This window comes from Shewanella basaltis (genome assembly GCF_023283885.1).
Taxonomy (GTDB): Bacteria; Pseudomonadota; Gammaproteobacteria; order Enterobacterales; family Shewanellaceae; genus Shewanella; species Shewanella basaltis.
On the sequence record NZ_JAKILA010000014.1, the window covers coordinates 102,006 to 115,159 of the forward strand.

Genomic DNA, 13,154 nt, shown 5'->3' on the forward strand with positions numbered 1-13,154 from the left:
CAAGTCAGCAAATGACCCAAGAGTCATACCCAATAATATTAGGAGTCCAACATGGATTTTAATTTAAACGAAGATCAGCGCCAATTTGCTGATTTAGCACGCCAGTTTGCCGCAGATGAGTTAACCCCATTCGCCGCCAAATGGGACGAGGAGCATCACTTTCCTAAAGACGTGATTCAAAAAGCCGGCGAGCTGGGCTTTTGTTCTTTGTATTCGCCAGAGTCAGAAGGCGGTATGGGCTTATCTCGTTTAGATGCTTCTATTATTTTTGAAGAACTGGCCCACGGCTGTACCGCCACCACCGCTATGCTAACGATTCACAATATGGCGACATGGATGGTGACCACCTGGGGCACAGAAACACTGCGTAAACAATGGTCAGAGGGGTTAACCACAGGGCAATTATTAGCCTCATATTGCTTAACTGAACCCGGCGCCGGCAGCGATGCGGCGTCACTGCAAACCAAAGCGGTACGAGATGGCGACGACTACCTTATTACTGGGTCAAAAATGTTTATCTCTGGTGCCGGCGAAACCGAATTATTAGTGGTGATGTGCCGCACAGGTGAAGCAGGCCCTAAAGGGATTTCAGCCATTGCAGTACCAGCGGATACGGCCGGCATTACCTATGGCAAAGCCGAAGATAAAATGGGCTGGAATGCTCAGCCTACAAGGCTTATTAGCTTTGAAAACGTGCGCGTACCTGTAGCCAACTTACTGGGTGATGAAGGTCAAGGGTTTACCTTTGCCATGAAAGGCCTTGATGGTGGACGCATTAACATTGCCACCTGTTCTATTGGTACTGCGCAAGCCGCGTTGACACGTGCCACACAATACATGAACGAGCGCAAGCAATTTGGCAAACCATTGGCGGCCTTTCAAGCCCTGCAATTTAAGCTAGCTGATATGGCAACCGAGTTAGTGGCAGCGCGCCAAATGGTGCGTTTAGCGGCATTTAAACTCGACACTCAAGACCCAGAAGCCAGTGCCTATTGCGCCATGGCAAAACGCTTTGCAACCGACGTGGGCTTTCAAGTGTGCGACAGCGCGCTGCAAATCCATGGTGGTTATGGTTATATTCGCGAATATCCATTAGAGCGTCATTTTCGCGATGTTCGTGTGCATCAAATCTTAGAGGGCACTAACGAAATTATGCGCCTCATTATTGCTCGTCGCTTGCTCGATGAAAATGCCCACCCAATCTTGTAATGGGTTGAGTACAGGTAATCTTAACGACTATTTTGACGGCACAACCTGCAATCGGGTTAACCTAAGGACATAGCATGATGACAGCGCACACAGCAATTATTGAACATATTATTGGCCACACGGCCATATTGACTCTCAACAACCCGCCAGCCAACACCTGGACAGCAGACAGTTTGCAACAGTTAAAGCAAATTGTGATTAAGTTAAACCAAAACAAAGACATTTATGCCCTGGTCATTACAGGTCAAGGTGAAAAGTTTTTCTCAGCAGGCGCCGATTTAAATTTATTTGCCGATGGCGATAAAGGTAAAGCTGCCTCCATGGCAAAGCATTTTGGCGAAGCTTTTGAAGCCTTAAGCGCGTTTCGTGGCGTGTCTATTGCGGCCATTAATGGTTACACCATGGGCGGCGGGTTAGAGGTTGCCTTAGCGTGCGATTTACGCATAGCAGAATCACAAGCACAAATGGCGCTACCAGAAGCCACCGTAGGCTTACTGCCCTGTGCAGGAGGCACGCAAAACCTCACCGCCTTGGTGGGAGAGGGCTGGGCTAAGCGAATGATTTTATGTGGTGAGCGCGTAGATGCCGCTAAAGCGGAAAAAATTGGTTTGGTCGAAGAAGTCGTAGAAAAAGGCCAGGCCCTTGATGCCGCTGTTGCACTTGCCGCTAAAGTGGCAAAACAGTCACCGAGCAGTGTTAGCGTCTGTAAAACCTTAATTAATGCTGGGCGAGCAATGCCACGCAGCCAAGCACTGCCGCTTGAGCGTGAATTGTTTGTGGGCTTATTTGATACCGACGATCAAGCTGAAGGTGTTAACGCCTTTTTACAAAAACGCGCCCCAATTTGGAAGAACAGCTAATGACTCAAGAAGTAATATTTCAAACATTAGGCACGCTATCTGGACAATCTATCGGTATCGTGACCCTCAACATTGAAAAAGCCCTCAATGCACTAACCTTAAATATGGTTGCAGCAATGCAAACCCAATTAAGCCGCTGGCAGGCAGACGACAGCATTGCCTGTGTGGTGTTACAAGGGGCTGGCGAAAAAGCATTTTGCGCCGGTGGTGATGTGCGCGCCATTTATCATGCATCCATTGCCAATCCCAATAACATCACAGACGAGGCATGTGGATTTTTTACCCAAGAATACCAACTGGACTATTTACTGCATCAATACAGCAAACCAGTATTAGTGTGGGGTGACGGCATTGTGATGGGCGGCGGACTGGGGTTAATGGCGGGTGGCAGTCATCGCATTGTGACTGAACGCAGCCGAGTTGCCATGCCCGAGGTCACTATCGGTTTATACCCCGATGTGGGCGGCAGTTATTTTTTAAATCGCATGCCAGGTAAAACAGGGCTATTTTTAGGCTTAACTGCCTACAACATGAACGCTAGCGATGCGCTTTATGTTGAACTGGGTAATCATTATTTGCCAAGCGATCAACAAGAGCCATTATTTGATGCCATGGCCGATCTCAATTGGAGCCATGACATTGCACAAAATCATCAGCTGTTAACTGATTTGTTGACCAATATGTCAGCAGCGCACCGTGCCACATTGCCAATGAGCCACTTACAGCAATTTCAAGCTCAAATCGATTTATTAATGGCAGGTGACATTGAAGATGTACACCATCAATTATCGACCTTAAACACTGAACTAGAATGGCTTCAACGGGCGCAAAAAACGGCTTTAGCTGGTAGCCCAATAAGCTGGCATTTAATTTTTGCCCAAGCCCAATTAGGCACAGAACTGAGTTTAGCGCAATGCTTTCAATGGGAGCTTGGTGTCAGCGTAAATTGCTGCTCTATAGGGGACTTTTGCGAAGGCGTTCGAGCACTGTTAATCGATAAAGATCGCCAACCTAACTGGCAATTTAGCCATGTGAGTTCGGTTGAGCCGAGCCGAATTAAGCAACTGATCACATCGCCCTGGGACCCTAAAGCCCACCCATTAGCTGACTTTAAGTAATAAGGAATATTATCATGGCAACAGTAGCATTTATTGGTTTAGGTAATATGGGCGGCCCAATGGCGGCCAACTTGATTAAAGCGGGCATGACAGTCACCGTATTTGATTTAAACCCTGCCGCGGTTGACGCCTTAACAGCGCAAGGGGCGCTCAGTGCAAAAACGGCTTGTGGTGCAGCGGCAGCGGCCGACGTTGTGATTACCATGTTGCCAGCGGGTAAGCATGTGCGAGGCTTATACCTGGGTGATGCCAATAACAAAGGCCTGCTGGATGTGGTTTCTAAACATGCATTATTAATTGACTGCTCAACCATCGATGCCGACACTGCGCGGTTAGTAGGGGCTAAGGCTGCAGAAAAGGGCATTGAATTTATGGATGCGCCAGTATCGGGTGGTACCGCAGGCGCCGCAGCGGGCACACTGACCTTTATTTGTGGCGGTTCAGATGCTGCCTATGCTAAAGCCCAAGCGGTATTGACCGTAATGGGCGGCAATATTTTTCATGCTGGTGGCGTCGGCGCAGGGCAGATTGCCAAGATATGTAATAACATGCTGCTGTCGGTGTTAATGGTGGGCACTAGCGAGTCATTACAATTAGGTCTCGATAATGGCTTAGATCCTAAGGTGTTGTCTGATATTATGAAGGTCAGTAGCGGTGGCAACTGGACGCTAGAGAAATACAATCCATGTCCAGGTGTGATGGAAAACGTCCCCTCGTCTAAAGGCTATCAAGGCGGCTTTATGGTTGAGCTTATGGTAAAAGATTTAGGCTTATCGCAAGAAGCTGCCCTTGCTTCTAACTCGAGTACACCTATGGGCTCACTGGCTCGCAGTTTGTATGTAAACCATGCTCGTCAAGGCAATGGTAGTCGCGATTTTTCGAGTATTTTTGAACAGTTTTCAAAGAAAAAATAAAGGATTCAGTTGATGGAATTAAAAGATAAGGTTGTCGTCATTACTGGCGGAGCAGGTGGTTTAGGTCTGTCTATGGCACACGATTTAGCTGCTCAAGGGGCTAAATTGGCGCTTATCGATGTTGACCAAACCAAGCTTGAACAAGCCTGTGCAGATTTAGGCGCAACAACTGAAGTACAAGGTTACGCCTTAGATATTACCGACGAAGAAGATGTCGTCGCCGGGTTTAAATACATTGTTGAAGATTTTGGCCAGGTGAATGTGTTAATTAATAACGCCGGTATTTTACGTGACGGCTTAATGGTGAAAGCCAAAGATGGCGTGGTGACCGACCGCATGTCGTATCAGCAGTTTCAGTCGGTTATTAATGTCAATTTAACGGGCAGTTTTTTATGTGGGCGCGAAGCGACTGCAGCCATGATTGAAACCAAGCAAGCTGGGGTGATTATTAATATTTCTAGCCTAGCTAAAGCCGGTAACATGGGCCAATCTAACTATTCGGCATCTAAAGCCGGTGTTGCGGCTATGTCTGTGGGTTGGGCCAAAGAGTTAGCGCGCTACAATATTCGCAGCGCTGCGGTGGCTCCTGGTGTCATCGCCACTGAAATGACCGCCGCCATGAAGCCAGAAGCACTAGAGCGTTTAGAGAAAATGGTGCCAGTAGGGCGTTTAGGTCAGCCAGAAGAGATCGCATCTACGGTGCGTTTTATCATCGAAAATGATTATGTAAACGGCCGCGTATTTGAGATTGACGGTGGTATTCGTCTATAGAGCAGTGGTATTTAGCTAACTCTGTTTGTTATGATGCAGTCACGCCGAGCTTTTGCTCGGCGTGACTTTTTATTTTTAGGGATTAATCACGTGGCAAAATTAGAACTCATTTTAAAAAAAATCATGCTTATCGTGGGGATCCTAGGTGTGGTTATTATTTATGGCGGCTTTTTGTTTTTGTTTTTTTCAGGACGTTCAACCGCTGCGCTGCCGTGGTTTTTACTTATTTCGCCATGGATTTGTGTGTATTTTGGCCTAAGCCATGTGCAGCAGGTGGCGGTGATTAACTGGTTTGTGGGTAAGTTCAGTTTTAAAAAGTCATCTAAGTAAGGTTATCTTATGGCACCTGCCTCGCCGCTATCACGTAGCGCACTGACATTTTACACCTTAATCGCCTTAATCGCATTTGCCGCTAATTCGGTACTTTGCCGCCTTGCACTGTCAAATGAACAAGCTTTGCCACTCATTGACCCGAGTAGTTTTACTGCCATACGCTTAGCATCCGGTGCGTTAATGCTGGCGTTATTGATGCATCTTAGCTCAGCAAAAAACCGTACAACATTGAATAATTCTTCAGCACAACCTCATGGCAGTTTTCTTGCTGCGGCCTTGTTGTTTGTTTATGCCATTGGGTTTTCGTACGCTTATGTGCTGCTAGACACCGCAACGGGTGCATTAGTATTATTTGCCGCAGTGCAAATGAGCATGATGTTGATGAGTTACATACAAGGTCATCGCCTAAACCGGCTTGAAATCCTTGGCGCACTAATCGCGTTTGCGGGCTTTGGCTATTTAGTTTGGCCAAGCGTTGTGGTGGCTCATGGCGAGTTATCAATCACTGGCATGGTACTTATGGCCATCAGTGGTTGTGCATGGGGCGGTTATACACTCTTGGGTAAAGGTACAGCTAAGCCATTGTTTGCTACTGGGTATAATTTTATTCGCACCATACCCTTAGTATTATTGATGCTTGCTCTAGTCTGGCTGTTATCTAGCTTGATGCCCGTCGATGCTATGCAATCATCAGCAGGGCTGGCATTTAATGTCAGTTCACAAGGCGTGTTACTGGCAATATTGTCTGGTGCGTTGGCCTCGGGCGTGGGTTATGCATTATGGTATCGAGCGCTTAGCGGGTTAAGCGCCAATCATGCGGCGGTATTACAACTGTTAGTTCCGGTCATTGCCGCTGTGGGTGGCGTCATTTTTGTTGGCGAGCAACTGAGTGTTCATCTGATCCTTTGCGCCAGTATTATTTTGTTTGGCATTGCGCTGGTGATTGTCGCTAAAACAACCAATAAACTTTAACTAGCATTAACCAGAAAAGAGGTTTCATGACAGATTCGACCCCATACCACATCGGCACTCCAGGGCAAAAATGGACCGATGCAGATAAAGCCCAATGGCTTGCACAAGTGACCATAAAACGCTCATATCAAGATGAAGTGGTTAGCAAGTTAAGCCCGCTTGCCAAGGAGTTTGAACAGGTGCAATACGGCGCGTTATCTTATGACGTCGATAAGTATCCGTTATTTGCTTTTAAGTCTCGCAATTGGGATAACAGCAAAAAGACCATTTTAGTCACAGGCGGCGTGCACGGGTACGAAACCAGTGGTGTGCATGGTGCTATTCAATTTTTAGCTACAAAAGCCAAACATTACAGTCAGTTTTTTAATATTGCCGTGGCTCCGTGTATCAGCCCATGGGGATATGAAACCATTAACCGTTGGAATCCTAAAGCGATAGATCCCAACCGTTCATTTTACGCCAATAGCCCAGCTGAAGAGTCGGCGGCATTAATGGCGTTTGTGGCTACCCTCGGTGAGGTGTATGCCCACATAGACTTACATGAAACCACCGACACAGACGAACTCGAATTTAGGCCGCTATTGTCGGCCCGTGATGGTGTCGAATACGAAAAAGGCATTATTCCTGATGGTTTTTATTTGGTTGGCGATAGCGATAATCCCACCCCTGAGTTTCAAAAAGCCATTATCGATGCCGTGGCTAAAGTGACTCACATTGCACCAGATGACAATGGCCAGTTGATTGAAGTACCCATTGAGCAATTTGGCGTGATTAATTATCCAGTTAAAAAGCTTAGCCTGTGCGCCGGCATCACTCACAATCACTTTAACACCACCACCGAAGTGTACCCCGACAGCCCTCATGTGACCGCTCAACAATGTAACGATGCGCAAGTCGCCGCAATTACTGGCGGGCTTGATTATATTATTAAAGTAATTAAATAATTAATGCGTTGCTGGTGCGATTTTTTGTTGCACCAGCAAAGCCGTATGATAGGTTGATAAATAAGCCAGAAATCCTTACAATGTCGCGCTTTACATTCACTCCTTCGGCGATGCCGTATACCAGTTTCAATCTCATTATTTTTTGGTTTACAGTCAGTTTACGTCATAGCGATGTCAAATTGCGCCATTAAGCTATAATGTGATACCGGTTTAAACACACAACACGATTTGGAATTTCATTTTGATTACAACAGCTAACATCACAATGCAGTTTGGCGCTAAGCCACTGTTTGAAAATATCTCTGTCAAATTTGGTGGCGGTAATCGCTACGGTTTAATTGGCGCGAATGGTTGTGGTAAATCCACCTTTATGAAAATCCTTGCCGGTGATCTAGAGCCATCAAGCGGTAACGTATCGTTAGATGTTAACGAGCGCATGGGTAAATTAAACCAGGACCAATTTGCCTACGAAACATATTCAGTGGTCGACACTGTGATCATGGGCCACCGTGAGCTATGGAAAGTAAAGCAAGAGCGTGACCGCATTTATTCTTTACCTGAAATGAGCGAAGAAGACGGCATCAAAGTGGCCGAGCTTGAAATGGAATTTGCTGAAATGGACGGTTACACCGCAGAATCTCGCGCCGGTGACTTATTATTAGGTGTAGGCATTGGCACCGAACAGCACTTTGGGTTAATGAGTGAAATTGCCCCAGGTTTTAAACTGCGAGTATTGTTAGCTCAAGCATTGTTTTCTGATCCAGATTTGCTGTTACTCGATGAGCCAACCAACAACTTGGACATCGATACCATTCGTTGGTTACAAGACATGTTAAACCAACGTAACAGTACCATGATCATCATTTCCCATGACCGTTACTTTTTAAACTCAGTGTGTACCCACATGGCTGACTTAGATTACGGCGAACTGCGTGTTTACCCAGGTAACTACGACGAATACATGATGGCTTCTCAACAAGCACGTGAACGCTTAATGAGCGACAACGCCAAGAAAAAAGCCCAAATTGCTGAACTGCAAACCTTCGTTGCCCGTTTCTCGGCTAACGCATCTAAGGCAAAACAAGCTACGTCGCGCGCTAAACAGATTGATAAAATTAAGCTTGATGACATTAAAGCCTCTAGCCGTGTTAATCCGTTTATCCGTTTCGAACAAGAAAAGAAACTATTCCGTAACGCATTGGTTGTCGAAAACCTTGCAAAAGGCTATGACACGCCGCTGTTCAGCAAGTTTGACCTAATGGTTGAAGTGGGCGAGCGCATTGCCATTTTAGGCCAAAACGGTGTGGGTAAAACCACCTTGCTACGTACCTTAGTGCACGACATTCCACAAGATGAAGGTACCATTCACTGGTCTGAAAACAGCAACATTGGTTACTACGCACAGGATCATGAAGCAGACTTTGCTAACGACATGACCTTATTTGAGTGGATGAGCCAATGGCGCAAAGAAAACGATGACGACCAATCTGTACGCGGTATTTTAGGCCGTATGCTGTTTGGCGCCGATGACATTAAAAAGTCTGTTAAAGTATTGTCTGGTGGTGAAAAAGGCCGCATGTACTTTGGTAAACTTATCATGCAAAAGCCAAACATCTTATTGCTCGATGAACCGACTAACCACATGGATATGGAATCAATCGAGTCATTAAACAACGCCCTTGAGAAATACGAAGGCACACTAATGTTCGTCTCTCACGACCGTGCATTTGTATCGTCACTTGCTACGCGTATTCTTGAAATTACCCCACAAGGTATTAACGACTTTAAAGGCACTTACGATGAGTTTCTTGCCAGTAAAGGTATTGAAGGTTAAGTTAAGCCGCGTCTAATACTTGCAAAACAACTTAAAAGCCCTGAACAAATGTTCGGGGCTTTTTGTTTTTTAATTATTGTTTTAGCAATATACTCAAGCCATTAACCATTGCCAGGCAGACAAACACATGAGCATCACCCTCGAACAAGCCGCAAGCACCTTGAATGAACTCAAATGTCGAACTAACTTTAATATTAAGAATGTTACCGAATACATGCTCCCCGAGCTTAAAGAGCCAGTTTATGTGCATGTTGAAGGTAAAACGCCGTTATTGATAATTCGCCCAGCCTTTGAAGTTTTTTCAACTGAGCTTGCCACTATTGACGGCGTACATGCCAAATACGATTATTATCACAATGCACAAATGACCCGTTTTCCGACAAGGCAATATAAAGGCCTTAATGAAACACATTACGGCCTGGCATTTAGATTTGATACTGTTCAAGCCGTTGAACTGTTCATTAAACGCTTAATCGACATCGTTAAAGGATAATAAACCGTAATGCTAATAATCTGCGTGGCGATAACTAATTAGGAGGCCAATTATTATGACAGAGCAATTTAATATTAATCAGTTTAATTGTTCTATTAGTGGTAAAGGCAGCACCTTATTATGGGCCCATGGTTTATGTGGCTGTATGCAAAGTGAAGATGCCATTGGCGTTTATGCATGGCATCGTTTTCCCAAAAAACTACAACTTATTCGTTTTGACGCTATTGGCCACGGACTCTCAGCCCCTGGCGAGTCTGTTGAGGATTACCTTTGGCCAAACCTTGCCAAAGACATGTTGCGAGTTGCAGCACATTATCGTGCACCTATGCCTCTTATCTTAGGCGGTCAATCAATGGGGAGCGCAACCAGTTTATATGCGGCATTAGCACACCCAGATAAAGTTAAAGGCTTAGTGTTAATGACACCGCCTATTGGCTGGCAAGCAAGGGCTGCACAAATTGATTACTATCATAAAATAGCCAAAGCCGCACAAATACTAGGCGGAAAAGGCCTTGCAAACATGAATGCCAAGCATTTAGATAAAATGTTACCGGCGTGGTTAATTGATGCCCACAAACACAGTGTGCTGGGGATGTTAGATGGCTTAAAGTCAATGAAGCGTCAAACACTCCATCAACTGTTTACCGCAGCCGCGCAAAATGATTTGCCCAGCAAACAGCAACTTGCCACTATTGATGTTCCAACACTGATATTGGCATGGGACGGTGACGATGCTCACCCTGTTGAAAGCGCAATGACCTTACAGCAATCGCTGCCTAACGCGCAATTGCATGTGGCTAAATCGATGGTAGATGTTAATGAATGGCCAACATTAATCAGTGATTTTTGTCTTGCATTAAACCAATAGCGTATATGGGCACAATGTATACCTCACAGTAGGTACAAGGGGCAGGTTACAACAATATTTGCTAAATTAGCTGTGAGCTATGTCAGAGTTTTATCTGTTTTTAATACCAAAATTAATCATATCAATTACCCTGAGCCGACTATGATTATATTGACATAAAATAACAAAGGAATGTGTATGAACTTGCAGTGGATTAGTAACTTAAAAATATCGCGTAAACTTGCTTTGTTGGTGTTGCCGCCTTTAGTGACCAGTATCATATTTGGTGGCATGTATGTCAGTAACGAGTACCGTACTCAGCAGCAACTTAGGTTAGTGATTGATTTATCCAATGTGGCTATTATCAATAGTGCACTTGTACACGAACTGCAAAAAGAGCGTGGTATGAGCGCAGGTTTTATCGGCTCAAAAGGCCAGTCATTTAAAGACGGGCTCCCTTCGCAACGCAGCCAAACCGATAACCAAATTAGCCGCTTTAAACAATTTGCTCAACAAGATGATTTTCCGGTTCAATTACAATCTACTTACGATCAAGTCGCCTCATCATTAACGCAATTGGCCAACATGCGGACAAAAGTCAGTAATTTAAGCGTGACAGTGGCAGAGCAGGTCGGTTACTACACCCAATTGAACACACAACTATTGTCTATGGTCGATGAAGCTGCAAGTCAAAGTCTAGACAGCGAATTATCTATGCGACTCAAAGCATTTGCAGCTTACTTGCAGCTAAAAGAACGAGCAGGCATCGAGCGCGCTGTATTAAGCACAACTTTTGGTAATAGTGAGTTTGCGCCAGGTTTATACCGCAAATTTGTAACCTTAGTCGCCGAGCAACAAACCTACGCAGAGCGTTTTAGCGCCGCCGCAACAACGAACAATGTCAATTTATTTAAGCAAGCACAACAAGGTTCAGCTACCGCAGAAGTGCAATCATTACGTGAAATTGCGTTTACTCAAGATGCCCAAGCCATGTTGCAGCAAAACCCAGAAGATTGGTTTAAAAAATCCACAGCACGGATCGAGATCCTAACCGATTTAGAAAAACAATTTGGTAGCGAACTCATTCAACTTAGCCAAACTAAACTGGCCCAGGCAACGCAGCATATGTACTACACCACAATATTACTGGTGTTGGCATTAGCCTTTGTTATTGTTATTAGTATCACCATGTCAGGATACCTGCACCGCAGTTTAAGTGTATTACACAAACAAATGTTACATGCCGGCACTCAATTTGATTTAACCACACGTTTACCCCAGCAGTCAGACGATGAATTTGGCCAAATATCCAACGCATTTAACCAAATGATGGCAGAGTTTGAAGATATCATTATAAAAGTGCGATCTAACGCTATTAACCTGGTCAATGCCGTTGAGCAAATGAATGGCTATACCCGTTCAATGCAAGCCGATGTACAACAAGGGTCGTCAGAGGCAGAACAAGTAGCCTCCGCCATGACACAAATGAGCGCAACCGTAAATGAAATTGCAGCCAATGCCGTTCAAGCCGCCGATGCAACAGCCAAAGTGAATATTGAAGCGAAAAGCGGTAATAATGATGTGAGTAAAACGGGCGAAGCCATTCAGATCCTTGCCAATGAAATTGCCGATGCCGCCGATGCCATAGGCCGTTTAGATGCCGATGTGCAAAGCATTGTTAGCATTTTAGATGTGATTAGTTCAATCGCAGAGCAAACCAATTTGTTGGCACTCAATGCAGCAATTGAGGCCGCAAGGGCAGGAGAGCAAGGCCGAGGCTTTGCTGTGGTTGCTGACGAAGTAAGAACATTAGCGCAGCGGTCACAAAGCTCAACTGAAGATATAAAAAACATGACAGATCGATTAAAGTCCGGTGCGGCGACAGCGGTTCAAGCCATGAAACGTGGCCAAGCACAAGCACAGCTTAGTGTTGAAGAGTCTAAACATGCAGGTAGTGAGCTTAAATTAATTGCAGAACATGTGGGGATTATTGACAGCATGAACGGGCAAATAGCAGCATCGACCCACGAGCAATCAGCGGTAGCTGAAGAAGTGAATCGTAATGCCATGAAAATCACCGAAATTTACCATCATACTCAGGAAGTATCACAACAACTGGCAGAGCTTAACGACAGCCTACTCAACGATGCCAGCAATATGTCACGCCAAGTGAGTAAGTTTACCTTATCCAAAGACTAAGCAGATAAACCAACAGCAGCACCTCAAGGTCATCACTTAGTCGCTCGAATTAAATGATGACGCCCACTGCTTCGTCATCATTTAAGCAACGCCCACTACTACGTCATTCCGGTAACGGCCACTATTACGTCATTCCGCTAATGCTCAACTACTACGTCATTCCGGCAACGTTTTTAAAGCCGGAATCCAGGTGTTGCTTTACGTTTTCAAGTAAGGTCAAAAGAAACACCTGGATCCCTGATACAAGCACTCAGGGATGACGAGCAAAAAACATAAAGCAAAAATTAATAACAAACACCGCCCACTACTACGTCATTCCGGCAACGCTTTTAAAGCCGGAATCCAGGTGTTGGCTTTAAGTTTTCAATAAGGTCAAAAGAAACACCTGGATCTCTGATAAAAGCATTCAGGGATGACGAGCAAAAAACATAAAGCAAAAATTAATAACAAACACCATCTACTACTACGTCATTCCGGCAACGCTTTTAAAGCCGGAATCCAGGTGTTGGCTTTAGGTTTTCAATAAGGTCAAAAGAAACACCTGGATCCCTGATAAAAGCATTCAGGGATGACGAGCAAAAAACATAAAGCAAAAATTAATAACAAACACCATCTACTACTACGTCATTCCGGCAACGCTTTTAAAGCCGGAATCCAGGT

Annotated in this window: 12 protein-coding genes; all 12 read left to right on the top strand. The window is 45.0% G+C overall.

Annotation, left to right across the window (positions count from 1 at the left end; translation table 11 throughout):
• Nucleotides 1–51 precede the first annotated feature (51 nt).
• The 12 genes from L2703_RS11565 (at nucleotide 52) to L2703_RS11620 (ending at nucleotide 12,494) form a co-directional block, all read left to right on the top strand.
• Entirely contained in the window at nucleotides 52–1,209 is a 1,158-nt protein-coding gene (locus tag L2703_RS11565; RefSeq protein ID WP_248971244.1) for an acyl-CoA dehydrogenase family protein, read from the top strand.
• A 77-nt stretch (nucleotides 1,210–1,286) separates the two neighbouring features.
• A complete protein-coding gene (locus tag L2703_RS11570) occupies nucleotides 1,287–2,069 on the top strand; it encodes an enoyl-CoA hydratase (RefSeq protein WP_248971259.1) in 783 nt (260 codons plus the stop codon).
• A complete protein-coding gene (locus L2703_RS11575; RefSeq protein ID WP_248971245.1) occupies nucleotides 2,069–3,187 on the top strand; it encodes an enoyl-CoA hydratase/isomerase family protein in 1,119 nt (372 codons plus the stop codon). The genes L2703_RS11570 and L2703_RS11575 overlap by 1 nt, the downstream gene beginning before the upstream one ends.
• Nucleotides 3,188–3,201: 14 nt before the next feature.
• Nucleotides 3,202–4,101, top strand: coding sequence for a 3-hydroxyisobutyrate dehydrogenase (gene mmsB / locus L2703_RS11580; protein ID WP_248971246.1), 900 nt, complete (start codon nucleotides 3,202–3,204; stop codon nucleotides 4,099–4,101).
• A 12-nt stretch (nucleotides 4,102–4,113) separates the two neighbouring features.
• Nucleotides 4,114–4,872 (top strand): SDR family oxidoreductase, encoded by a 759-nt coding sequence (locus L2703_RS11585; protein ID WP_248971247.1) that lies wholly within the window; start codon nucleotides 4,114–4,116, stop codon nucleotides 4,870–4,872.
• Nucleotides 4,873–4,995: 123 nt separating this feature from the next.
• Nucleotides 4,996–5,202 (top strand): hypothetical protein, encoded by a 207-nt coding sequence (locus L2703_RS11590; protein WP_248971260.1) that lies wholly within the window; start codon nucleotides 4,996–4,998, stop codon nucleotides 5,200–5,202.
• 9 nt (nucleotides 5,203–5,211) lie between these two features.
• Nucleotides 5,212–6,177, top strand: a complete 966-nt coding sequence (locus L2703_RS11595) for a DMT family transporter (RefSeq protein ID WP_248971248.1) — start codon at nucleotides 5,212–5,214, stop codon at nucleotides 6,175–6,177.
• Nucleotides 6,178–6,203: 26 nt separating this feature from the next.
• Nucleotides 6,204–7,121, top strand: a complete 918-nt coding sequence (locus tag L2703_RS11600; protein ID WP_248971249.1) for a M14 family metallopeptidase — start codon at nucleotides 6,204–6,206, stop codon at nucleotides 7,119–7,121.
• Nucleotides 7,122–7,362: 241 nt separating this feature from the next.
• On the top strand, nucleotides 7,363–8,955 hold the full coding sequence (locus L2703_RS11605) for an ABC-F family ATPase (RefSeq protein WP_248971250.1): 1,593 nt from the start codon (nucleotides 7,363–7,365) through the stop codon (nucleotides 8,953–8,955).
• 127 nt (nucleotides 8,956–9,082) lie between these two features.
• The gene (locus tag L2703_RS11610; RefSeq protein ID WP_248971251.1) at nucleotides 9,083–9,448 is read left to right on the top strand and encodes a hypothetical protein; all 366 of its coding nucleotides are present in this window, start codon (nucleotides 9,083–9,085) and stop codon (nucleotides 9,446–9,448) included.
• Between the two features lie 55 nt (nucleotides 9,449–9,503).
• Entirely contained in the window at nucleotides 9,504–10,316 is an 813-nt protein-coding gene (locus L2703_RS11615; RefSeq protein WP_248971252.1) for an alpha/beta fold hydrolase, read from the top strand.
• Between the two features lie 177 nt (nucleotides 10,317–10,493).
• Nucleotides 10,494–12,494, top strand: a complete 2,001-nt coding sequence (locus tag L2703_RS11620; protein WP_248971253.1) for a methyl-accepting chemotaxis protein — start codon at nucleotides 10,494–10,496, stop codon at nucleotides 12,492–12,494.
• Nucleotides 12,495–13,154: the final 660 nt, after the last annotated feature.